Genomic DNA, 24,100 nt, shown 5'->3' with positions numbered 1-24,100 from the left:
TACGATTATTTTACTCTTTCGGAAAAACTGCAAGTAATTTTGTTTGCTCTTCGATTGCCTCTTTAAATTCAGATTTTAGCGTATCGACCAATTCCGAAACAGGCATTACGTTTTCAATGGTTGTAACACCTTGCCCCGCTGACCAAATGGTTTTCCAAGCTTTTACTTCTGTATCCAGTTCTTTTCCAAAGTCAACCTTATGTTCCTTTTTGAGGTCTTCTTCAGTAATTCCGGCTGCTTGTAAACTTGATGCCAAAAAGTTGGCGTGCACCCCTGAAATTGCCGCAGTATATACGATGTCATTGGCACCGGCTTCAATTATCATTTTTCGATATTCTTCAGGAGCTTTGCTCTCCTCGGTATTTATAAATCGTGTTCCCATATAGGCCAAATCTGCTCCCATTTGCATTGCTGAGGCGATATCCCTTCCAGTACTGATACAGCCAGAAAGTAATATGGTCTTCGAAAAAATCTTTTTGACCTCGGCTATCAAGCTCATTGGATTCAGATTACCACCGTGACCGCCTGCACCTGCAGAAACTAAAATAAGTCCGTCAACACCAGCTTCTGAAGCTTTCTCTGCATGCCTTTTTTTGATGATATCATGAAAAACCAGTCCACCGTAACTATGAATGGCATCAACAACCATGCTCACCGCACCAAGCGAGGTAATTACCAAGGGAACTTTGTGTTTCATACAAAGTTTTACATCTGCTTCCAGCCTTGGATTAGTTGGGTGTACAATGAGGTTAACCCCAAAAGGAGCTGGCTTTTTGCCCGTTTCCTTTTCAAATTTTTCCAATTCTGATTTGATTTCGATAAGCCATTCCTCAAAACCTTCACTAGTTCTTTGATTAAGTGCTGGAAAGGTTCCCACAATTCCATTTTTACAACATTCTATGACCAATTTGGGCCCTGAAATGAGAAACATTGGGGCTGCTATTGCTGGTAAGGAAAGATCTTTGATGAATTCGGCTTTTTCGCTCATGGGTAATTTGTTAAAGTGTCTTTAAAAATAGATTAATTATTGCACTCGAATAGGTTCTATTCTCAAAACTATGGTAATTTTACAATTATTATGCATGCATAACAAATGAACAGCCAATGTTTTTTAAAGAATTTGAGATTAGATGGAGTGATTTAGATGCTAACCGTCACTTAGCTAATTCAGCCTACATCAATTTTATGAGTCACACCCGGATGGCCTATTTAGGTCAGTTGGGATTTAACCAAAAGTCCATGGCACATTATAATATTGGTCCAGTGGTTTTTTATGAGCACATGTACTACTTCAAAGAAGTGTTTCCTGGAAAACCGGTAAAGGTCTCCTTGGGCTTTAAAGGAATGAGCAAGGACGGGATGTTCTTTGAATTCCAACATGACTTTTACAACAGTGAGGGCAAAAACTTTGCAAGATGCGAAATGATGGGAGCTTGGATGGACCTAAAGGAACGCAAACTGACAGATTTACCACAGGTGTTCTTGGATGCTTTTCATAAAATGGAAACCACAGAAGACTTTAAAGTTTTGACAAAAGCAGATACCCGTAAGCACGTTCAAATTCCGGTGGATTTGTAATTGTTCTAGCCCTTGGATAGGCGTGTGACCAAACCAACTAAATTAAATCTAGGAACTTGGCTTTGGTTTTTTACTAGCCAAGTATACCCCTAACAATACTAAAGCTGTGGCCAAAATTTTGACCGTTGTCAAATGGTCCTTTCCAGAGATAATTGCAACTAAAATTCCCAACAAGGGCTGCAAATAGATAAAGGCCCCGACGGTAGAAGCTTTAAGTTGTGTCAATGCAAACACATTAAAAAGATAGGTAAAAAAGGTGGTGCCGATGATGACAAAAGCTATGGAGCCATATACCCATAAAGGCATGCTGGACCATTGAATTTCCATGGCGGAGGGTAATGTAATTGGAAGATTAATGATAACGGCAATGGTGAACAGCCACTTCATTAAGGTGAAGGGATGGTATTTTTCAATCAACTTTTTGACTACTATCAAATAACCTCCGTAAGCTAATCCATTTACAATGAACAAGAAGTTGCCCAGCGGAATATTGGGAGCATCTTGCCGAATCTCTGCCCCGAATAAAATCAAGGCAACTGCTCCAACAAAACCTAAAAAAATACCAAATCCTTTGTTCAAAGTGATCTTCTCTTTCAAAAAGAAAGCGGAAAGTGCCACCACAAAAATGGGTGTAATAGTGATAAGCACCGAACTGTTGATTGGAGTGGATAATTGCAAGCCTTTAAAAAAAGCAAGCATATTAATTACCATGCCCAATATGGCACATACCAATACCCGACCCCAGTCTTTTTTTTCAATTTTCTCTTTAGGTCCAAAAAGAGAAATACCCCAAAAAAGAATAGCAGCGCCTACCACGCGTAATAAAATAAACCCAAAAGGTTTAACGTAAGTAGGCATTACACCTTTGGCCACTGTATGGTTTATGGCATAAATGGTTGTGGCGCCAAGTGCGGCAAGTATGGCTAGGGTGCGTTTACTCATGGGTGTAATGCCGCTTTTGCGGCTTCAACAACTTTTTTTGAATTTCCAACGAAAATCTGGTCATTTATTATCGTTACAGGTCTTTTTAAAAAGGTATAATGTTCCAATATTAAATTTCGATAATCGTCTTCAGATAGCTGTTGCTCATGTAATCCTCTTTGACGAAAAAGCATGGCGCGTCTGCTGAACAAATCTTCATAACTTCCAGCAAGAGTCTTCATTTCTTCCAATTGCTCCGAAGTAATGGACATCGTTTTTATTTCTTGTAACTCCACCCCGGTTAAGGGTTCCAATTCTTTTAGAATGCGTTGACAGGTAGAGCAACTACCCAAATGATAGATTTTTTTCATTGGTTTTGATTAGTTTTCAATGTATTCGGAGGTTCCTTTTTTTGATGAGTCTCCTAACCATTTCCAATCCAAATGTAGGTGGATTTTCTTGTTTTCATCAACTCGAATTTGCGCATTTGCTTTCCCTGCTTTTAATTCACCTTCCACAGTTAAGCATTGATACAACATTTGCAATTTGTCTCCATCGAGTTGCGCAATTATTTTCCCATATCGAATAGGACCTCCATCATATTCTGCTGTAACAAGATCGCCTTCTTGTTGGTACCTAAAAATCGTATCTGAATTAACTTTTCCGTTTTCAGAATTTTCAAGAAGCAAGAATGTCTTATTGTTTAGGTTAAAGCGTTGCATTTGTATAGCTTTTATGGTTTACATTCCAGATTGCAAAATAAACCTATTTTAAGTAAGAAAGCAGCATGGATTTTGGTTGATTTATTTTCAAGAAAGTGCAAATTCCACCGCTTTTAGTGCATGTATTTTTGCAGTATCAAATGTTGGGATTTCGACTTCATGGGCTGGAATCAAAATGGGTAATTCCGTGCAACCCAAAATGGCCCCTTCTGCGCCTTGGTCCTCCAACTTTTTAATGATTTTTAGGCAAGTGTTCTTAGCCTCTTCAGTAAATACACCTTTTACCAATTGGTTATAGATCATATCCTGAAGTTTATCCATATCCTCGTTGTTCGGAACCAAAACTTCCAATCCATATTGATCTTCCAGTATTTTGGTATAAAAATCTTTCTGCATAGTGAATTTGGTGCCCAAAAGGGCCACTTTTTTTAGTCCTTTTGCCTGAATTGCCTCCCCTGTTGCATTGGCAATATGTAAAAAAGGAATGTCCACTGCATTGGTAATTGAATCACTTACCAAATGAATGGTATTGGTGCAAAGAATAACTACTTCCGCTCCAGCCTTTTCCAAATTTTTGGAGTAAGAGGCCATGATGTCTCCAATTTTACTCCAATCGTTGGAGAAGGAATGACGTTCAATTTCATCAAAATCAACAGAAGAAAGAATGCTCTTAGCCGAGTGGGAACCACCCAACTTTTCACGAACCATTTCATTGATATGTTGATAGTATATTTTGGAGGATTCCCAACTCATTCCACCTATTAATCCAATGGTTTTCATAGTTTTTTATTTAGTTTTTGACATATGCTCTGCACCTTCTATGGTGAAGGTTTCCAGAAAGTTTGTTATTCGTTTAATTAAATTGTTCTTAGTCCTTTCAGATGCTAAAACTTCGTCGATACAGTTACAATTGATACAATTTTCCATGTTTTCAAATTTACATTTCGCTAAATATCGATATGTGGGGCAAAAAAATTATAAATCCTTTTTTAAGCTATCCACATAAGCTTTGATTACTTTTTCATTTCTTTTATAATAGGTCCATTTTCCATGCCGGGTCGGAATTACCAAATCGGCATTTTGCATGGAGTTTAAATATGTTGAAATAGTAGATTGTGAGAGTTCTGTTTTATCTTGAATGTATCCGACACAGACTCCATCATCAAAATGATCAATATCTTGGTGCGGCGGAAAATTAACTTCTGGATTTTTCAGCCATTTTAAAATATTTACTCGGGTTTTATTTGACAATACTTTACTAATTTCAACAATATCCATATTGCAAATATATGTAAATATAGACATATCTAAAAATATAGATATGTTTTAACTTATATTTTAGAATTTAATACTCGCTTTTAAAGTTTCACCTTTCGCTTTAGATATTTGTTTGCCTCTGCGTAGGGGATGGTCAAATTTATGGGGCCATCGGCATAAGAAGCCACTTCATATTGATTGTACAATAATGTAATGCCCTTTTCGGTATAGCCTATACTCTCTGATAGATGAAAGGCATCTCTTTCAAACATAAACCCGGTGGCGTTGATGTTATCATCTTGTGGAATATCTTCTTGAATTCGGAATTTAATTTCGGCAAATTTTAAAAAACCTTCCAAATCTTCAAAGAGCTCCCAATTTTCAAGTTCAACAGCTTTTCGCTTATCAAAATTCAAAAAAGTAGTGGAACCATAGCCATGTGCCCCGCCTGTAAAAGAATATGCATCGAACTCAAGGGTAAGTAGGGCGTTATCCTCAAACGAGATGTCACTTTCAACACTGGCCTCCCAACCTACCGTTTCATCTGGGAATTTTGACTTCAACTCTTTAAAACTATTGGTAAAGGAAGCGATGGCATCGTCAATAGAGCTAATTTCTTGATCTTCATCGAATGATAAAAGCAAGATGATTTCCTCTTCCAAAGCCGTATTTATTCGGTTGGATAAGATAGCCTCGTCCAAAGCTTTGGGAATATCTATATTTATTTTAGGACAACCTTCACAGGCCTCATTAGATAGATGTATCGGCTCAAAAGTAAGTTTATCGCCATTTTCGCAACCAAGGAGGGGCAGAAATAACAGGAGTAGGTAAAACGTTTTTTTCACAAGATGAGGTTTTAGGGTATTCAAAAATAAGACATCATTGATTACTCCAAAAGATAACAATACATTTGTAGCCAGATTTAGACGAAATGAGTAAAAAAGATTTGAAATTCAACAGTAAAACCATTCACGGAGGGCAACATCCAGATAAAGCTTATGGAGCTGTTATGCCACCAATTTATCAAACCTCGACCTATGCGCAGTCCACTCCAGGAGGCCATAAAGGTTTTGAATATTCAAGGAGTGCCAATCCTACTCGAACAGCTTTGGAAAATTCGTTGGCGAGTATTGAGAATGGAACTTATGGACTTGCATTTGCCAGCGGACTATCGGCAATGGACGCCGTTATAAAATTGTTGAACCCTGGTGATGAGGTAGTGTCTACCAATGATTTATATGGTGGCAGTTATCGTCTTTTCAAGCAAGTTTTTGAAAAATATGGGATCTCATTCCACTTTGTTGGAATGCAAAGCATTGATGCCATAGAAAGACATATCAATGACAAAACCAAACTGATTTGGGTGGAAACGCCGACCAACCCAATGATGAATGTAATCGATGTAAAGGCCGTTTCGGACTTGGCTAAAAAACATGATTTACTTTTAGCTGTTGACAATACTTTTGCAACGCCTTATTTGCAACGTCCTTTGGATTTGGGAGCTGACATTGTCATGCATTCGGCCACCAAATATCTAGGTGGGCACAGTGATGTTGTTGTTGGGGCTTTGGTTGTGAGGGATAAAGATTTGGCAGACCAACTGTATTTCATTCAAAATGCCAGTGGTGCCGTTTGTGGTCCCATGGATAGTTTCTTGACCCTCCGGGGAATCAAAACCTTGCATGTGCGTATGCAGCGGCATTGTGATAATGGTAAAGCTATTGCTGAGTACTTGGCAAATCATCCGAAAATCGAAAAAGTATACTGGCCAGGATTTGATACCCACCCGAACCATGATGTGGCCAAGGCTCAAATGGATGATTTCGGGGGAATGATTTCTTTTGTTCCCGAGGGCAGTAGTTATGAAGAAGCCATTAAAATTGTAGAGAAATTAGAAGTATTTACCCTCGCTGAATCTTTAGGGGGCGTAGAAAGTTTGGCCGGTCATCCAGCCAGTATGACCCATGCGAGTATCCCGAAAGAAGAACGTGAAAAAAGCGGAGTAGTCGATTCCCTTATTCGACTTAGCGTAGGAATCGAGGATGTCGATGATTTAATAGCCGATTTAGAACAAGCTATCTCTTAATTGTTTTTGAAAAATTTTTAAAAAACAAGGCTTTAAATTATGTAAATACCATAATTTTGCCGTCTAATTCCTAATTCAATAAAATTGACCCCTATTAAGAAACTGGGGTCATTAAATCAGTAATCCGTTTTATGGAAGCAAAAATCAAAGCATTTATGGATGAGATCATTGCCAGAAATGGCCATGAACCTGAATTCATCCAGGCGGTACAGGAGGTAGCGGAAACCGTTATTCCTTACATTGTAAAACATGACATCTACCACGGAAAAAATATCCTTTTAAGGATGGTTGAGCCAGAGCGATTAATTTCGTTCAGAGTTGCTTGGGTAGATGACCAAGGTGAGATTCACGTAAACCGTGGATATCGTATTCAAATGAACTCTGCAATTGGACCATATAAAGGTGGACTTCGTTTTCATCCTACAGTAAATGCCAGTGTATTGAAGTTCTTGGCATTTGAGCAAGTTTTCAAAAATAGTTTGACAACATTGCCAATGGGTGGAGGTAAAGGAGGTTCCGATTTTGACCCCAAAGGAAAATCTGACGATGAGGTAATGCGTTTTTGCCATGCTTTCATGTTGGAATTGAACAGGCACATAGGTCCAAATACGGATGTTCCGGCTGGAGATATTGGTGTTGGTGCCAGAGAAATCGGATTCCTATTTGGGATGTACAAAAAAATCAGAAATGAGTTTACCGGGGTATTGACCGGAAAAGGACGCTCGTGGGGTGGATCATTGATTCGTCCGGAAGCTACTGGATATGGTACCGTTTATTTTGCGGATAGCATGTTAAAGACCCAAGGTAAATCATTCAAAGATAAAAATGTTGTGATTTCAGGTTCAGGAAATGTTGCTCAGTATGCTGCCGAAAAAGTGATGCACTTAGGAGGAAAGGTATTGACGCTTTCTGATTCTGGCGGTTACATCTATGATCAAGACGGAATAGATGAGGAAAAACTGGCCTTTGTCATGGATTTGAAAAACAACAGAAGAGGTAGGATTTCGGAATATGCCGATAAATATCCATCCGCCAAGTTTCACAAAGGAAAAACACCATGGGAAGTTGCATGTGATGTAGCCCTTCCTTGTGCTACCCAAAACGAACTAGATGGTGATGACGCAACTACCTTAATTAAAAATGGTTGTATCGCCGTGGCAGAAGGAGCAAATATGCCTTCAACACCAGAAGCTATCCATGCCTTCCATGAATCTAGAATACTATTTGCACCAGGAAAGGCTTCCAATGCAGGTGGTGTTGCTACTTCAGGGTTGGAAATGTCTCAAAACTCACTTCGAATCAGTTGGACACGCGAAGAAGTGGATGACAGATTAAAAGGTATTATGGAAGATATCCACGATTCCTGTATAGAATTTGGAAAAGAAGAAGATGGTTATTGCAATTACGTTAAAGGAGCCAATATTGCAGGTTTTGTAAAAGTTGCAGATGCTATGCTGGCACAGGGGGTAATTTAAACTTACACCAAATATCCAAATGATTAAGTGGGCGATTGGTTTACAATCGTCCACTTTTTTTATCTTCATCAACCATTTAATGTCCCATTGAAGGGACTTTAGAGGTGTTTTTACAAAGGGCTATACTATTTTATGCAAGTAACAACCAAAGCCATAGTGTTTTCTTCTCTTAAATACGGAGATACCAGCCTTATAGTTAAAGCACTTACGGTATCGGATGGAATAAAATCTTATTTGCTCAAGGGAGTTTTGTCTTCCAAAAAAGGAAAATTGAAACCCGCTTATTTTCTTCCTTTGATGCAATTGGAAATCACGGCCACACATAAAAACAAGGGCACACTTGAAAGCATGCGCGAAGCCAAGGTCTCGGTGCCTTATAAAACAATACATACCGACATTGCCAAGAACAGCATGGTCCTTTTTTTAGCAGAAATGTTGGGCAATAGTATACAGGAAGAAGAACAGAATGAAGGCTTGTTTAACTATTTGGAATATGCTCTATATTGGCTGGATGTACATCCGTCCAACCCAAATTTTCATACCTTGTTTTTGCTGAATTTGACCAAGTATCTTGGTTTCTATCCCGACACCTCATTTCAAGACCAATCTTATTTTGACCTTTTGGAAGGGGGCTTTTTTGGAACCCCCTCGTTGAACCCCCTGATTCAGGGAGAAGATTTAGATGACTTCAGGAAGCTTTTGGGCATAAATTTTGATGCACTTCCAACAGTACGAATGAACAAGCCACAAAGACAAGAACTCCTAAAGAATGTTATTCTGTATTTTGAACTACATTTGCACGGATTCAGAAAACCCAAGTCCTTGGCTGTTTTAAATGCAGTTTTTCAGTAGTATGCGAACCATAGGCTTTACCCTCCTTTTTTTGTTGGCTTGCGCAACCATTTCTGCCCAAGAAATAATGGTTTTGGATGCCACTACAGGGACACCTATTGCCAATATGGCCATCTACAATAAAGATAAATCCAAGACGGCTGTCACCAATGTTGAAGGAACCAGTGAATTGGATGTTTTTTCCAGGAATGAGCGCATTACATTCCGACATATCAGCTATGAGACCTATAATACCACAAAAGCGCAGATAGGTCGAAAAGGCAATCGTGTTTATCTTGACCTTAAGCCTGAGGAATTGCAAGAGGTTGTAATGTCCGTTTCCAAATGGGAACAACAAAAAAAGGATGTTCCGCAGAAAATCGAATCCATTGATGCACGTTCCATTGCATTTACAAACCCGCAAACCTCGGCTGACCTTTTGCAAAATAGTGGAAAAGTCTTTGTGCAAAAAAGTCAATTGGGAGGAGGCAGCCCAATGATAAGGGGTTTTGCAACAAATAGATTATTGCTTTCGGTTGATGGTGTGCGGATGAACAATGCCATATTTAGAGGAGGAAATGTTCAAAATGTTATTTCCATAGATCCATTCACTGTAAAAAATACCGAGGTGATTTTTGGTCCGGGGTCCGTAATTTATGGTAGTGATGCCATTGGGGGTGTGATGAATTTTTTCACCCAAAAACCACGCTTTTCATTTACGGATAGTCTCACATTTTCCGGAAACGTAAACTATAGATTTGCATCTGCCAATAAGGAAAACACAGCGCATGTCGATTTTAATTTTGGGCAACAAAAATGGGCTTCCTATACCAGTTTCAGCTATAACGATTTTGACAATCTGACTATGGGAAAGAATGGCCCCGATTCCTATTTGCGAAACAACTATGTGGTAAGAGAAAATGGAGTAGATGTTTTGATGACCAACAATGACCCTAGAAAACAAATTTCATCTGGTTATGATCAAATTAATTTTCTTCAAAAATTTACCTATCGCCCGAACAGCACCTGGAACTATGATTTAGGGTTGTATTATTCCGAAACTTCGGATTTTTCAAGATATGATAGATTGATTCGTCCAAACGCTTCTGGCGATGGACTAAGGTCCGCGGAATGGTTTTATGGTCCCCAAAAGTGGATGATGGGAAACTTCCAACTTACTAAACAGGGGAAGAATAAATTTTATGATGGTGTAAAACTGACCACTGCTTACCAACATTTTGAGGAAAGTAGAAATGAAAGATTGTTTCAAGACCCTGACCGATTTACCACCGTTGATAAAGTAAATGCACTTTCCATCAATCTTGACTTTGAGAATAAGAAAATTGGGGACTTGCGTCTGTACTATGGAGCTGAGTATATTTTTAACAAAGTAAACTCTGAAGGAATTCAAACTAATATCGAAACCAACCAAGTAAGCGAAGCTGCTTCACGATACCCCGATGGCGCAACGTGGCAAACTTTTGCCGGATACATTAATGGAGAGTATAAATTAAAACCGAATTTCACACTATTGTCGGGCGCCAGATATAGCCAGGTTTGGGTGGATGCCCAGTTCGACCAAACTTTTTTTCCATTTCCTTTTGATGAGGCAGACCTCATAACCGGAGCATTCACGGGGAGTCTAGGATTCAGTTGGTTTCCGAGAGCAGACCTTCAAATTACACTGAATGGGTCCACAGGATTTAGAGCGCCGAATATTGATGATATTGGTAAGGTTTTCGACTCAGAACCCGGTTCTGTTGTAGTTCCAAACCCAGAATTAGAACCCGAATACGCATATAACGGAGAAATAGGGATTCGTAAAAATTTCAATGATAAAGTGGTACTGAAAGGAGCTACCTTTTATACGTATCTGGTCGATGCACTGGTACGAAGGGACTTTACCTTCAATGGGGATAGGGAAATTTTATATAACGGAGAGTTGAGCAATGTGCAGGCCATCCAAAATGCGGCAAAGGCCTATGTATACGGTTTTGAATTGGGATTAGAAGCCTTTTTGGATGAAAACTGGTCACTGACATCCAACCTTACCATTACCGAAGGCACTGAGGAAGATGATAGTGGAGAGGACACCCCTGCAAGACATGCTGCTCCAACTTTTGGAGATTTTCATGTGATTTGGCAAAATCAGAAATTGAAAACCGACCTGTTCTTAAATTACAATGGTGAAATCAGCTATAGCGATTTGGCACTCTCGGAAAGAAGCAAAGATTATATCTATGATATAGATACGAATGGAAACCCATTTTCTCCATCATGGTACACCTTGAATTTTAGATCACAATATCAAATATCCAATGCCTTTAAGGCGACTGTAAACCTTGAAAATATTACCAACCAAAGGTATAGAACCTATTCATCTGGAATAGCAGCTCCTGGAGCCAACCTTATTTTGGGATTGGGATATAGTTTTTAACAAAAAAAGGCTTGGAATTTTCCAAGCCTCTTTAAATCGGTTAGCTGAATTTAATGATCTAGTTCGTCAGCAGCTTTTTTAAGGTCATCTGCAGTTTCTTTAACTGCATCCTTTGCATCTTCTCCCATTTCTTTGGCCTTGTCCATGGCATCTTCTCCAGCTTTCTTGATGCTATCCAATGCTTGTTCTCCAGCTTCTTTTGCATCTTCTCCGGCCTCTTTAACCGCATCCATGGCATCATTTGCCGCTTCTTTCATATCATCTCCCGCCTCTTCAAGTGATTTTTCCGCTTCTTCAGTGGCATCCTTGGCCTTGTTGGCCGCTTCTTTGCAAGAAATAGTTGCCGACATTGAAAAACACAATGCTACAGCAACGATAAATACTCTTTTCATTATAAAATGGTTTAGTGTTAGAGCTGGTAAGATATGGATTTTAACGGAAAGCATCAGTTTTGTGATTTTACATTTCGACCAAGTGTGTTGCGAAGTCGCAAATACCTTGTTTACAGGGGGATTATTCCATCTAAATTTATAATTTTGCAAACTTGGAAATCTAGAAGAAGTAGCAGTAGATATGAAGTTTGCGGAATATAAAGGATTGGACTTGCCCAAAGTATCGGAAGAGATTCTTGACTTCTGGAAAAACAACCAGATTTTTGAAAAGAGTGTCTCTACGCGAGAAGGAGGAGAAAGTTATGTGTTTTATGAAGGCCCACCTTCGGCAAACGGTATGCCCGGGATTCACCATGTAATGGCCCGTACCATAAAGGATATTTTCCCTAGGTACAAGACCATGAAGGGATATCAGGTAAAACGCAAGGCCGGATGGGATACCCATGGACTACCCATTGAAATTGGAGTTGAAAAGGAATTGGGTATTACTAAAGAAGATATTGGTAAAAAGATTTCCGTAGAGGAGTACAATGCAGCCTGTAAAAAAGCAGTAATGCGTTATACAGATGTCTGGAATGAAATGACGGAGAAGGTTGGATATTGGGTGGATATGGATGACCCGTATATTACCTACAAGTCCAAATACATGGAATCTGTTTGGTGGTTGCTCAAGCAGATTTACGACAAAGGACTTTTGTATAAAGGATATACAATTCAGCCCTATTCGCCAAAGGCCGGAACAGGTTTGAGCTCACATGAATTAAACCAACCGGGCACCTACCAAGATGTAACGGATACTACGGTGACTGCTCAGTTCAAGGTGGTTGAAAATACTGTGCCTGAGTTTTTAGAAAGATTTGACCATTTACATTTTCTGGCTTGGACCACTACTCCTTGGACACTTCCAAGTAACACAGCCTTAACCGTCGGTTCAAAAATTGACTACGTAGTCGTTGCCACATATAACCAATATACTTTTGAACCTGTTCACGTAATCCTTGCCAAGAATTTAGTTGGAAAGCAATTTGGAGGGAAGTATGAAGAGACAGATGATGTCTCGGTACTTTCCAGTTTTTCAAAAGAAAACAAGAAGATACCATTCCTTGTAGCAACAGAATGCAAAGGAGAAGATTTGCTTGGAATTAAATACGAGCAACTGATTGATTATGTACTGCCCTATCAAAACCCTGAAAACGCCTTTCGTGTTATCGCAGGAGATTTTGTGACCACTGAAGACGGTACAGGGATTGTACATACCGCACCTACCTTTGGTGCAGATGATGCCTTCGTTGCCAAGCAGGCAAAACCTGAAGTTCCACCCATGCTGGTTTTGGATGAAAACAATAATCCAGTACCTCTAGTGGATTTGCAGGGAAGATTTAGACCAGAGCTTAAAGAGTTCGGTGGTAAATATGTAAAAAATGAATATTATGATGATGGTGAGGCTCCTGAAAAATCTGTGGATGTTGAGATTGCCATCAAGTTAAAAATAGAAAACAAAGCTTTTAAGGTTGAAAAGTATGTGCACAGTTATCCTAATTGCTGGCGTACTGATAAACCTATCTTATACTACCCATTGGATTCCTGGTTCATAAAGGTAACGGACGTTAAAGAACGTATGTTCGAATTGAATCAGAGCATCAATTGGAAACCAAAAGCTACCGGCGAAGGTCGTTTTGGAAATTGGCTGGCCAATGCCAATGATTGGAACCTATCGCGTTCCCGTTACTGGGGCATCCCTTTACCGATTTGGCGCACAACCGACGGAAAGGAAGAGATGATTATTGGTTCTGTTGAAGAATTGAAATCAGAAATGGCAAAAGCTGTTACCGCAGGAGTCTTGGATAAGGATGTTTTTGAGGATTTTGTGGTTGGAGACATGAGCGAGTCTAATTATGATAAAATTGACTTGCATAAGAATATTGTTGATGGGATTACTTTAGTGTCCGCTTCTGGGCAACCCATGAAACGCGAATCAGATCTTATTGATGTTTGGTTTGATAGTGGTTCCATGCCCTATGCCCAATGGCATTATCCATTTGAAAACAAGGAGTTGATAGATAATGGAGCTTCCTTTCCTGCAAATTTTATTGCAGAAGGTGTTGATCAAACAAGAGGATGGTTCTATACCTTACATGCTATAGCTACCATGGTATTTAATACTGTTTCCTATAAAAATGTTGTTTCGAACGGACTTGTTTTGGATAAAGAGGGCAAGAAAATGTCCAAACGCTTGGGCAATGCCGTAGATCCGTTCGAAGTGCTCCCCAAGCATGGCGCCGATGCCACTCGTTGGTATATGATTTCCAATGCCAATCCTTGGGACAACCTTAAGTTTGATATTGAGGGAATTGTTGAGGTAAAACGTAAATTTTTCGGCACCCTTTACAATACCTATTCTTTCTTGGTTTTATATGCCAATATAGATGAATTTACATACGCTGAAGAAGACATTCCATTAAAGGAAAGACCAGAGATCGATCAGTGGATTTTATCCGAATTAAACTCCTTGATTGAAAGAGTTGATAAAGCTTATGCAGATTATGAAGCAACGAAGGCGGCAAGAATGATTTCCGACTATGTTCAAGAAAATTTAAGCAACTGGTACGTGCGTTTGAGCAGGAGACGCTTCTGGAAAGGAGATTATCAGCAAGATAAAATTTCGGCCTATCAGACGTTGTATACTTCTTTGATTACTGTTGCAAAACTTTCTGCACCAATTGCACCTTTTTTTATGGAGCGATTGTACAAGGATTTGGATGCTATCACCCAGAAAGAAGGTTTTGAAAGTGTGCATTTGGCCAAATTCCCAACTTTTGACCCAGAAATGGTCGATAGAAAGTTGGAACGCAAAATGCAATTGGCGCAAAAAGTGTCTTCGCTAGTTTTGTCTATCCGTCAAAAGGAGAAAATAAAAGTGCGTCAGCCACTACAGAAAATCATGATTCCGGTATTAGATGATGCCCAAAAGGAAGATATTAAGGCAGTTGCTGCTTTGATCAAGTCGGAAGTCAACGTCAAAGAGATTGAACTGTTAGACGATGCTTCAGGAATTTTGGTGAAGCAAATCAAGCCTAATTTTAAAGTTTTAGGCCCAAGGTTCGGCAAGGATATGAAAGATATTGCAGCGGCTGTAAGTCAGTTTGAGCAGGAGGATATCCAAAAAATTGAGCGTGATGGAGAATTAATGCTTCAATTGAAAAATAAAAGTATTATTTTACAGTTAACTGATGTAGAAATCAGTTCCCAGGATATTGAAGGTTGGTTGGTGGCAACATCGGGAGCGTTGACCGTTGCGTTGGATGTAACCATCGATGACAACCTCAGAAAAGAGGGAATTGCTAGAGAGTTGGTCAACAGAATCCAAAATCTTAGAAAAGAATCTGGATTTGAGGTAACCGATAAAATCGACATCAAAATACTGAAAGATGGCTTTGTGGAAAATGCCGTTTCGAGCAATGAGGAGTACATTAAAACGGAAACGTTGACCGCGGAGCTTAATTTCGAAGAAAAATTAGAAGAAGGTATTGCGATTGCCTTCGATGAAGTGAACACAAAATTGTTTATCCAAAAACATTAAAAAATGGCACAAGATTTAAAAGTAAGATACTCAGATAAAGATTTAGAGGAGTTCAGAGCATTAATTGAAGAAAAAATAGAAAAAGCGAATAGCCATTTAGAGCTTTTGAAAAGTTCCTACATGAACGATGGAAATAATGGAACTGACGATACCTCGCCAACTTTCAAGGCTTTTGAAGAAGGTTCGGAGACAATGAGCAAGGAAGCCAATACCCAGTTGGCAATTCGTCAAGAAAAGTTCATTAGGGATTTAAAAAATGCGCTACTACGCATTGAAAACAAAACCTATGGTATTTGCAGAGTTACCGGCAAGTTGATAAACAAAGAACGTCTAAAACTTGTACCTCACGCTACCTTGAGCATTGAGGCGAAGAACATGCAAAAATAGATGAAACGCCCTTGGGCGTTTTTTTGTTCATGAAAACCTTGTGCTTTTTTCTAGGATTTTTTGTGGCTGCACAGTTGCAAAGTCAAAAGCTGGTGAAAAAAGCATTGGTCAATAAGCAAACGGAGTACATTCAAATAGATTCCGAATTTTGTTATCAAGTAAATCTTTACACCTCCAAAGTCAAGGAAGTTATTGTTGAGGCGAGTATTGAAGGAGAGTATGCTAAAGATTTGATTGTTTCCATTGAGGAACAGGGAATCAATATGGAAATCAGCACCAAGTTTCAACCCAATTTCACCAACCCGAATGACAAATTAAGTGCTCACAAGGTCATTTCCATTGCTTTGGATGTAACGCTTCCAGAGTACAAAAATGTATATGTGTTTGGAACAAACAGTAATCTTAATGCAAGCGGAAACTATAAAAAACTTAGGGTTAAACTTTCTGACGGAAGGTGCAGCCTCTACAATGTGAATGAAATGGTAGAAGTAACCACCCAAAAAGGAGATATTTTGCTAACGACCCCTTCAGGAAACATAAATGCAAAGAGCACATATGGTAAAATATTTTCAGAGGACATCCCGGATGGGGATAACCAATTTACATTGAATACAATAGAAGGGGAAATCCATCTAAAGAAAACAAAATAATATCCATATTTTTGCGCAATCTTTTAAAAGGCATGAAACTACAAAAGTCCCTATTGATTATCGTATTGGTCCTGTTGATAGATCAGATCAGTAAAATCTATGTAAAGACCAATTTTTTTCTTGGGGAATCTCATGAGGTTTTCGGTTGGTTCAAAATTCTTTTCATCGAAAACGAAGGAGCCGCTTGGGGAACCAAGCTTAGTGATTTACTTCCAGTGTCTGAGTCCGCCGGAAAGTTAATATTGACTATTTTCAGACTTTTTGCAATTATTGGGATTGGTTACTGGCTTTGGGACATTATCAAAAAACAATCTCCCAAGACATTGATTTTGGCCGTTTCGCTGATTTTTGCAGGAGCATTGGGAAACATCATCGACTCAGTATTTTATGGATTGTTGTTTGATCATAGTAGTGGTCAGGTAGCCACATTGTTTTCTGATCAGCCCTACGAAAGTCTATTTTATGGGAAGGTAGTGGATATGCTTTACTTTCCGCTTATAAACACATCATGGCCGGATTGGGTGCCTTTTGTTGGTGGAAATCAGTTCCGTTTTTTTGAGCCTGTTTTCAATATAGCTGACACGGCTATAAGCACAGGTGTCGGTATTTTGATAGTGTTTAATAAAAAGGCCTTTCCAAAAGCTGCTAAGGAAGAGTCCCAAGATTAAAACTCGTAGACCTTTTTAGGAGTAACACAATAGTCGAGTTTTACATCATTGACATGTGTTTCTATAGAACCGTCTTCTGCATCAAATAATGACAGTCCAATTTTTATAGTCTCAGGTTTGCACTTGGCTAAGAATGTATCATAATATCCCTTGCCATACCCTACGCGATTGCCGTGTTTGTCAAAAGCCAAAAGTGGAATAAAGACGACATCAATTTTTTCTTCAGGTATTTGAATTCCGTCTACAGGCTCGGGGATGTGCCATTTATTTTTTTTGAGAACGGTATTGTCGGTAAGCAGGTAACTCTCCATTGAAGCGGCTCCACTAACTTTGGGAATAACCACATTCTTATCCTTTCCTTGTAAAAGTGTAATCAAGGGTAGAGTGTCAATTTCCTTGTTTTGTTCAATACTCAGAAAAATATGGAAATAAAAAAAATCCCAAATAGGGATTTGAAGTACATGATTTGTTAAGTCAATACTCAAATCTGAAATGTAAGAACTTTCCAGTTCTGCCCTCAGATTTTTATACTTTATTCTTAGCTCATGTTTCAACATTTAAATGTTGAAATTTTTTGGGGTTGTTTTGGGAAACTTTTTACTCTCTAGTTGAAACTGAGAAAAAAATCTTGAAGAAAAGCATCAAGATCAAATACATTCCCAAAACGATAATATAGTTCTCCATAGAATTGTATTTATACGGTTAAAAATAAGTAAAACAATTGGAAATTTTACTATGAAATGCATTTTTAATCGATGAAATGCACTTTTTTTAGCAGCAGTTTAACAAAAAAGCATGTTTTTCTAGACGATTGATGCTTTATGAAACGAAAACGTACTTCAATCAAAGCTTAGGGAACTCAGGTCAATTTTAACAAAAAAACACTATCATTAAGGTATACCTTTGTATAAGCGTCAATTTTTTGGAAATTATATGCCCAAACCTCCTTCCATCAGTGTTCAAATAAGCGCCCTGCCCAATAATCCCGGAGTCTATCAATTTTATGATACTGAAGGAAAAATTCTTTATGTAGGAAAGGCAAAAAACTTGAAGAAACGCGTTTCCTCATATTTCAATAAGAAACAGGAATATGGAAAAACAAGGGTACTTGTAAAAAAGATTGATAGTATAAAGCACATTGTGGTGGCTACAGAGTCGGATGCACTCTTATTGGAGAACAATCTGATTAAAAAATTAATGCCACGTTACAACGTGTTGCTTAAAGATGACAAGTCCTATCCATGGATTTGCATAAAGAAAGAACGTTTTCCAAGAGTTTTTTCGACTCGGAAATTGATAAAAGATGGATCCGAATATTATGGCCCTTACACCAGCATGAAAACAGTCAGGACCTTATTAGATCTTGTCAGAAGCCTGTATCCTTTACGGACCTGTAACTACGACTTGTCCGAAGAGAAAATTGCAGCTGGTAAATACAAAGTTTGTTTGGAGTTTCATTTGGGAAATTGTTTAGGTCCTTGCGAAGGATTACAAAGTGAGGAGGATTATCAAAAACAGATTGAGGATATTCGGCAGATTATAAAAGGGAATTTTAAAAGCTCTCTGCAATCCTTCAAGACACAAATGAAGGAGTTGGCAAACCAGATGGAATTTGAAAAAGCCCAACGTATAAAAGATAAGATTGAGATTTTAGAAAATTACCAAGCCAAGTCAACGGTGGTCAACCCTAAAATCAACAATGTGGATGTATTCACCATAATTTCGGATGAGACCCACGCCTACGTCAATTTTTTGCAACTTTCCCATGGTGCAATAATAAGGTCACATACCATGGAAATAAAGAAAAAGTTGGATGAGACCAATGAAGAACTTCTTCAACTTGCAATAACCGAGATAAGACAGCGGTTTAAATCCCAGTCCAGGGAAATTTACCTTCAATTTCCGGTGATGGTGGAAGAGGATTTAAAAATAACCCTTCCAAAGTTAGGAGATAAAAGAAGAATTTTGGAGCTGTCTGAGCGCAACGCCAGATTTTTTAGACAAGACCGATTTAAACAGATAAAAATTACCGATCCAGATAGGCATACCAAACGTATTATGGCCCAAATGAAGGCCGACTTAAGACTTTCCTCAGAGCCAACACATATAGAGTGCTTCGATAATTCGAACATACAAGGAAGCGATCCAGTAGCCGCCTGTGTAGTCTTTAAGAATGGGAAACCTTCTAAAAAAGAGTATCGCCATTTCAATATCAAAACCGTCGAAGGTCCTGACGACTTTGCAAGTATGGAAGAAGTGGTTTTTAGAAGATACAAACGCTTGCTAAACGAAGATGAACCTTTACCGCAACTTATTGTGATAGACGGAGGGAAAGGTCAGCTATCATCAGCACTAAAAAGTTTGGATATTTTAGGGCTTCGGGGCAAAATAGCCATAATAGGAATTGCAAAAAGATTGGAAGAAATCTATTTTCCAGAGGATCCCATTCCCTTATATTTAGATAAAAAATCAGAAAGCCTAAAGATTATCCAACAACTAAGAAATGAGGCCCACCGATTTGGGATAACCCACCATCGGAACAAGAGGAGCAAAGCGGCCATAGATTCTGAATTAGAAAATATAGAGGGGATTGGCAAGAAGACGGCAGAGCAACTTTTGCAACAATTTAAATCGGTAAAACGAATAAAGGAAGCAACCATTGAGAGTCTTGCGGAATCTATAGGTATGGCCAAGGCAAAAAAAATCTATAAATCGTTCCACTAACGCATGAGGTTTAAAAGCATAATAGTAAGCAGCATATTCATCGTATTTGGAGTTTTTGGCTGGAGCCAAACATCAAATACAAATGAAGACCTAAAGGTGGGACTGGTACTGAGCGGAGGAGGAGCTAAAGGATTGGCCCATATCGGTGCACTTAAAGTTATTGATGAGGCAGGCATAAAGGTAGATTATGTTGGCGGCACAAGCATGGGTGCTATAGTGGGGGCCCTATATGCTTCAGGATATTCAGGAATAGAATTGGACTCTATTTTTAGGGAGACTGAGTTTTCTCAACTCATTCAAGATAATGTGCCTAGAGGGGCTAAGACCTTTTATGAAAAGGAAGATTCAGAACGTTATGCGCTTAGTCTTCCTTTCACCAATTTTAATGTGTCTTTTCCACAGGCCATTTCTGGTGGACAAAACATATATAATGAATTGGTAAAACTTCTTTTCCATGTAAAGGACGTTCAAGATTTTAATAAACTTCCTATCCCATTTTTATGCATTGCAACCAATGTGGAAACCGGGGAAGAAGTTTTACTGGATTCAGGATATCTGCCAGAAGCTATAATGGCAAGTGGCACTTTTCCTTCCCTATTTGAGCCAGCTGAGATTGAAGGCGAAATTTTAATCGATGGGGGTGTGGTAAATAATTATCCCATAGATGAGGTTAAGGCTCTTGGTGCTGATCTGGTAATCGGGGTGGATGTCCAACACGGATTGTCAACTCGCGAATCCCTTTCATCGGCCACAGAGATTCTACTTCAAATAAATAATTATAGAACCGTAAACGATATGAAGGTCAAAGCCGAGAAAACGGATGTATACATTAGGCCCGATATTGATGATTTTTCGGTTATCGATTTTGATCGCGGAAACGAAATTATGGATATTGGAGAGGAAGCAGCTTCATTGAATATCATGGAACTCAAGAAAGTGGCCCAAAAACAGCATAATACTGCACGAAGCCACAAGAAGATCGAAGTGATGGACAGTTTGACCATAAATCGATTGATCATAAGGGGCAATGATCAATACACTCGGGGTTATATAAAAGGGAAACTACGGTTTAACCTTGCTGAGAAAATCCCATTTAATAAGCTAAAGCAAGGGATTAACAATCTATCGGCTACCGGCAACTTTAAAGCAATTCGATATGAGTTGGTATCCAATGGATTGGGAACAGACCTTATTTTGAAGCTGAAAGAAAACCCTACTAAAATGTTCATCAAAATGGCAGCACATTATGATGACCTTTATAAAAGTTCTGCCTTGATCAATCTCACCAAAAAGAATTTTCTGCTGAAAGATGATGTAGCCTCTTTCGATTTTATTCTCGGCGATCATATAAGGTATAATTTGCAATACTATCTTGACAAGGGTTTTTATTGGAGTTTTGGTTTTAATTCAAGATTCGCTGATTTTGATGAAGAAGTGGACTTTGGACTCATTCAGTCCAACTTCGATGCTCCCAACGACCCCAACATCAGGGAAATCAACCTTGATGTTACCGATTGGACCAATCAAATTTATCTGCAAACCGTTTTCAGGGAAGAATTTGCCTTTACGGTTGGAGCTGAGCACAAACTTTTAAGGTATAGCACTCGCACCCTAAATCAGTTTGATGGGGAACCAGAAGCGGCATTGCAGCTATCCTCCTCAGAACGAACATACTTTGATGACTCAAGTTATTTTAGTGTTTACGGAAAGATTACTTTGGACACCTACGATGACAAGTATTTTCCGACCAAAGGACTGTTTTTTGATAGCGATTTCCATTTGTATCTCCTTTCCTCTGATTTTAACAACAACTTTAAAGAATTCTCGATTGGTAAAGCAAAATTAGGAACAGCATTTTCTCTGGTGGACAACCTTACTTTGAATTTGGAAACTGAAGGTGGATTTAAGTTGGGTACCTCGGGGGTAACATCTTTCGACTTTGTACTTGGTGGTTTCGGTAATGATCTCGTAAATAATTTTACACCCTTTATAGGGTACGATTTTTTAAATCTACCTGGGAATAGCTACGTGAAAGCCTATGGTAGGTTGGATTATGAATTTACCAACAAGAACCATTTTTTGTTTAGTGCCAATTTTGCAAATGTCGATGACGACCTCTTCAGAACCGGGGATTGGTTTTCCGAACCCACCTTTTCAGGGTATGGTATCGGGTATGGGCTAGAATCCTTTTTAGGCCCTGTTCAAATCTATTATTCCTGGTCTCCAGAAAGTGATAATAGCAACATATTCTTTAGTGTTGGATATTGGTTTTAATTTTTTTGGACTACTAAAAAACCCTGTTTTATAGAGGTAAATGTAGATTAGGTAAAGCGGGAATCCCCTATTTTTTCTTAATTAATTGCCAAATGTTGACTATTTGGCAAAAAATAGTTAAAGTACGTTAAAACTTACATTTCTCTAGAGGCAAAATGTATCTTTGTTTCACATAAGGGGTGGTTCCCTTATAACTTTAAGTATTGGTTTTTCATAATTTAAAGTTTGGTTGGTTATTTAGGAAAAGCCCAGTTCAGAGACTGGGCTTTTTTTGTATATAATATTTTGGAACAAGATTTGTTAAGTATATGTAAAGTACTGAATTCGAGATGTGATTTTAGTAATTTTATACCGACATATAGATTATGAAAAAAATCGTTACCATATTCGCCCTCCTACTTATGATGCCGTTAATGGCTCAAAATAACCACCCTGCATTCAAGGCTGGGGAATGGTTGAAGTTCCGAATACACTACGGATTTTTAAACGCCAGTTATGCAACACTTCAGCTTAGCAGTGATTCAATCGATAGTATTCCTGTCTACCACGTAGTTGGTATAGGTAAAACCACAGGATTTGCCAGTATCTTTTTTAAAATAGATAATAGATTCGAAAGCTATTTTGATAAAAATGATGGCAAACCGTATCGCTTCATTAGAAATACCTACGAAGGTGGTTATACAAAAGATATCGAAATTGATTTTGATTACAATAAAAAAATGGCCTTGTTGACGGATAACAAGAATTCGAAAAAAGTTGATATTCCAGTACATAATGAAGTTCAGGACCTACTTTCGGCGGCATATCAATTAAGAAATAAATACAATTATCAAGATTTACAAAAAGGAGAGTCCCTGGATATGGATATGCTCTTCGATGACGATGGTATTTTTAAGTTTCAACTCAAGTTTTTGGGAAAAGAAATCATCCGAACCAAGTTCGGCAAAGTAGAATGTCTTAAATTTAGGCCCTTAGTTCAATCTGGAAGGGTTTTTAAAGAAAAAGAAAGCCTTACTTTGTGGGTTTCCAACGATATGAACAGAATTCCGGTTCGAATCAAAGCAGATTTGGCCGTAGGATCCCTTAAAGCTGATTTAGAAGCGTATAATGGGTTAAGAAACCAGTTTAAAATTATAATGAAATAGCTTGAATGAAGAATGATGAGCGAATTGAGTCCCAAATCAATAAGCTTGAAGAGAAGTACAAAAACTCTGGACAAGATTTAAGCTCTTACCTCGACGGACTCCTGTATCAACGATACCTTACCTATTGGGATTATATCCATTTGGATACTTTATTGAGTATTCAAGTGCCGCGCACACATTTTCCTGATGAGGAGATTTTCATCATGTACCATCAGATTACGGAACTGTATTTCAAACTAATTTTGCACGAGCAAAAACAGATTGTTGAAGATAAATCTCAGGACCTAGCTTTTTTCATTGAGAAGACAAATCGAATAAACAACTATTTTAAAGCACTGACGTCTTCCTTTGGAATTATGATAAAGGGGATGGAACGCGAACAGTTTTTGAGATATCGCATGGCATTATTGCCAGCAAGCGGATTTCAATCAGCACAATACCGGATGATTGAGATCTATGCCACACCTTTAGAAAATTTGGTGCATTTTTCGGAAAGGGACAACTTCTCCAAAAAAGATAGTATAGAAGAACTTTTTGAGCATATTTATTGGAAAAAAGGAGCAACGGATCTTTCGAGTGGAGAGAAGACATTGACCCTTAAACAATTTGAGTTTCGGTATACTCCAAGGCTATTGCGAATATCCAACCAGGTCAAGCAGAGCAATATCTACATGAAGTATCTTCAATTGCCGGAAGCCTCGAGAAATGATGAAACATTGATCAAATCATTAAAGGAGTTGGATTTGAATGCCAATGTAAATTGGCCTCTAATGCATATGGGTTCTGCATACAGGTATTTGGCCAAGGAAAATAAGGAAGTTGACGCCACCGGAGGTACAAATTGGAAAGACTTTTTACCCCCGAGTTTTCAGAAAATAATATTTTTCCCAACTTTGTACTCTGAAGAAGAGCTGGAAACATGGGGAAAACAATGGGTTGACCATATTTTTAATCCCGCTAATAAGTAAATAAA

The 24,100-nt window shown here is 38.6% G+C and carries 22 protein-coding genes; 13 read left to right on the top strand and 9 right to left on the bottom strand.

Going from position 1 to position 24,100, the window contains the following annotated elements:
- Nucleotides 1-10: 10 nt before the first annotated feature.
- Nucleotides 11-988, bottom strand: coding sequence for a nitronate monooxygenase (locus ACOKFG_RS01915; protein ID WP_298792373.1), 978 nt, complete (start codon nucleotides 986-988; stop codon nucleotides 11-13).
- Nucleotides 989-1,104: 116 nt separating this feature from the next.
- Between ACOKFG_RS01915 and ACOKFG_RS01910 the strand changes: the two genes are divergently transcribed.
- On the top strand, nucleotides 1,105-1,578 hold the full coding sequence (locus ACOKFG_RS01910; protein ID WP_298792371.1) for an acyl-CoA thioesterase: 474 nt from the start codon (nucleotides 1,105-1,107) through the stop codon (nucleotides 1,576-1,578).
- Nucleotides 1,579-1,626: 48 nt separating this feature from the next.
- On the opposite strand, the gene ACOKFG_RS01905 is transcribed toward ACOKFG_RS01910, so the two are convergent.
- From ACOKFG_RS01905 to ACOKFG_RS01880, 6 genes are all read right to left on the bottom strand, one after another.
- Nucleotides 1,627-2,520, bottom strand: coding sequence for a DMT family transporter (locus tag ACOKFG_RS01905; protein ID WP_299487305.1), 894 nt, complete (start codon nucleotides 2,518-2,520; stop codon nucleotides 1,627-1,629).
- Nucleotides 2,517-2,870, bottom strand: a complete 354-nt coding sequence (locus ACOKFG_RS01900) for an ArsC/Spx/MgsR family protein (protein WP_298792367.1) — start codon at nucleotides 2,868-2,870, stop codon at nucleotides 2,517-2,519. The genes ACOKFG_RS01905 and ACOKFG_RS01900 overlap by 4 nt, the downstream gene beginning before the upstream one ends.
- Nucleotides 2,871-2,879: 9 nt before the next feature.
- Nucleotides 2,880-3,221: a hypothetical protein gene (locus tag ACOKFG_RS01895; protein ID WP_298792365.1), complete on the bottom strand. Its 342-nt coding sequence runs from the start codon at nucleotides 3,219-3,221 to the stop codon at nucleotides 2,880-2,882.
- 87 nt (nucleotides 3,222-3,308) lie between these two features.
- Nucleotides 3,309-4,001 carry an aspartate/glutamate racemase family protein gene (locus ACOKFG_RS01890; RefSeq protein ID WP_298792363.1) on the bottom strand — a complete coding sequence of 231 codons (693 nt, stop codon included), beginning with the start codon at nucleotides 3,999-4,001 and terminating at the stop codon, nucleotides 3,309-3,311.
- A 195-nt stretch (nucleotides 4,002-4,196) separates the two neighbouring features.
- On the bottom strand, nucleotides 4,197-4,526 hold the full coding sequence (locus ACOKFG_RS01885) for a helix-turn-helix domain-containing protein (RefSeq protein ID WP_299170666.1): 330 nt from the start codon (nucleotides 4,524-4,526) through the stop codon (nucleotides 4,197-4,199).
- Between the two features lie 53 nt (nucleotides 4,527-4,579).
- Complete coding sequence (locus ACOKFG_RS01880) at nucleotides 4,580-5,323, bottom strand: DUF3298 and DUF4163 domain-containing protein (RefSeq protein WP_298792360.1); 744 nt, start codon at nucleotides 5,321-5,323, stop codon at nucleotides 4,580-4,582.
- 86 nt (nucleotides 5,324-5,409) lie between these two features.
- On the opposite strand from ACOKFG_RS01880, the gene ACOKFG_RS01875 reads away from it, so the two are divergent.
- The 4 genes from ACOKFG_RS01875 to ACOKFG_RS01860 all read left to right on the top strand — a co-directional run bounded on the left by ACOKFG_RS01875 (nucleotide 5,410) and on the right by ACOKFG_RS01860 (nucleotide 11,307).
- Nucleotides 5,410-6,564 (top strand): cystathionine gamma-synthase, encoded by a 1,155-nt coding sequence (locus tag ACOKFG_RS01875; protein ID WP_298792358.1) that lies wholly within the window; start codon nucleotides 5,410-5,412, stop codon nucleotides 6,562-6,564.
- Nucleotides 6,565-6,695: 131 nt separating this feature from the next.
- A complete protein-coding gene (gene gdhA / locus ACOKFG_RS01870; protein WP_298792356.1) occupies nucleotides 6,696-8,039 on the top strand; it encodes an NADP-specific glutamate dehydrogenase in 1,344 nt (447 codons plus the stop codon).
- 132 nt (nucleotides 8,040-8,171) lie between these two features.
- Entirely contained in the window at nucleotides 8,172-8,891 is a 720-nt protein-coding gene (gene recO, locus ACOKFG_RS01865) for a DNA repair protein RecO (protein WP_298792354.1), read from the top strand.
- Nucleotides 8,875-11,307, top strand: coding sequence for a TonB-dependent receptor (locus ACOKFG_RS01860; RefSeq protein ID WP_298792352.1), 2,433 nt, complete (start codon nucleotides 8,875-8,877; stop codon nucleotides 11,305-11,307). Before recO ends, ACOKFG_RS01860 begins: the two co-directional genes overlap by 17 nt.
- Nucleotides 11,308-11,357: 50 nt before the next feature.
- Here ACOKFG_RS01860 and ACOKFG_RS01855 read toward each other — a convergent pair whose 3' ends face one another.
- Nucleotides 11,358-11,699 carry a hypothetical protein gene (locus ACOKFG_RS01855; protein WP_298792350.1) on the bottom strand — a complete coding sequence of 114 codons (342 nt, stop codon included), beginning with the start codon at nucleotides 11,697-11,699 and terminating at the stop codon, nucleotides 11,358-11,360.
- Between the two features lie 181 nt (nucleotides 11,700-11,880).
- Here ACOKFG_RS01855 and ileS point away from each other — a divergent pair, with 181 nt between their 5' ends.
- The 4 genes from ileS to ACOKFG_RS01835 all read left to right on the top strand — a co-directional run bounded on the left by ileS (nucleotide 11,881) and on the right by ACOKFG_RS01835 (nucleotide 16,984).
- Nucleotides 11,881-15,279, top strand: coding sequence for an isoleucine--tRNA ligase (gene ileS / locus ACOKFG_RS01850; RefSeq protein WP_422861759.1), 3,399 nt, complete (start codon nucleotides 11,881-11,883; stop codon nucleotides 15,277-15,279).
- A 3-nt stretch (nucleotides 15,280-15,282) separates the two neighbouring features.
- On the top strand, nucleotides 15,283-15,666 hold the full coding sequence (locus ACOKFG_RS01845; protein ID WP_298792346.1) for a TraR/DksA C4-type zinc finger protein: 384 nt from the start codon (nucleotides 15,283-15,285) through the stop codon (nucleotides 15,664-15,666).
- A 92-nt stretch (nucleotides 15,667-15,758) separates the two neighbouring features.
- Complete coding sequence (locus ACOKFG_RS01840; protein WP_299487317.1) at nucleotides 15,759-16,316, top strand: hypothetical protein; 558 nt, start codon at nucleotides 15,759-15,761, stop codon at nucleotides 16,314-16,316.
- A gap of 32 nt (nucleotides 16,317-16,348) precedes the next feature.
- Nucleotides 16,349-16,984: a lipoprotein signal peptidase gene (locus tag ACOKFG_RS01835; protein ID WP_298792342.1), complete on the top strand. Its 636-nt coding sequence runs from the start codon at nucleotides 16,349-16,351 to the stop codon at nucleotides 16,982-16,984.
- Here ACOKFG_RS01835 and ACOKFG_RS01830 read toward each other — a convergent pair.
- Nucleotides 16,981-17,541: a 5-formyltetrahydrofolate cyclo-ligase gene (locus tag ACOKFG_RS01830; RefSeq protein ID WP_422861758.1), complete on the bottom strand. Its 561-nt coding sequence runs from the start codon at nucleotides 17,539-17,541 to the stop codon at nucleotides 16,981-16,983. The genes ACOKFG_RS01835 and ACOKFG_RS01830 overlap by 4 nt on opposite strands.
- Nucleotides 17,542-17,917: 376 nt before the next feature.
- On the opposite strand from ACOKFG_RS01830, the gene uvrC reads away from it, so the two are divergent.
- The 4 genes from uvrC (at nucleotide 17,918) to ACOKFG_RS01810 (ending at nucleotide 24,095) form a co-directional block, all read left to right on the top strand.
- Nucleotides 17,918-19,708 (top strand): excinuclease ABC subunit UvrC, encoded by a 1,791-nt coding sequence (gene uvrC / locus ACOKFG_RS01825; protein ID WP_298792338.1) that lies wholly within the window; start codon nucleotides 17,918-17,920, stop codon nucleotides 19,706-19,708.
- Between the two features lie 3 nt (nucleotides 19,709-19,711).
- On the top strand, nucleotides 19,712-21,982 hold the full coding sequence (locus ACOKFG_RS01820) for a patatin-like phospholipase family protein (RefSeq protein WP_298792336.1): 2,271 nt from the start codon (nucleotides 19,712-19,714) through the stop codon (nucleotides 21,980-21,982).
- A 365-nt stretch (nucleotides 21,983-22,347) separates the two neighbouring features.
- Nucleotides 22,348-23,127, top strand: a complete 780-nt coding sequence (locus tag ACOKFG_RS01815; RefSeq protein WP_298792334.1) for a DUF3108 domain-containing protein — start codon at nucleotides 22,348-22,350, stop codon at nucleotides 23,125-23,127.
- A 5-nt stretch (nucleotides 23,128-23,132) separates the two neighbouring features.
- A complete protein-coding gene (locus ACOKFG_RS01810; RefSeq protein ID WP_298792333.1) occupies nucleotides 23,133-24,095 on the top strand; it encodes a tryptophan 2,3-dioxygenase family protein in 963 nt (320 codons plus the stop codon).
- Nucleotides 24,096-24,100: the final 5 nt, after the last annotated feature.

The organism is Flagellimonas rhodophyticola, from assembly GCF_049332665.1.
GTDB lineage: Bacteria > Bacteroidota > Bacteroidia > Flavobacteriales > Flavobacteriaceae > Flagellimonas.
The sequence above is the reverse complement of the archived record's forward strand: the minus strand, read 5'-3'. Positions and strand labels throughout refer to the sequence as shown.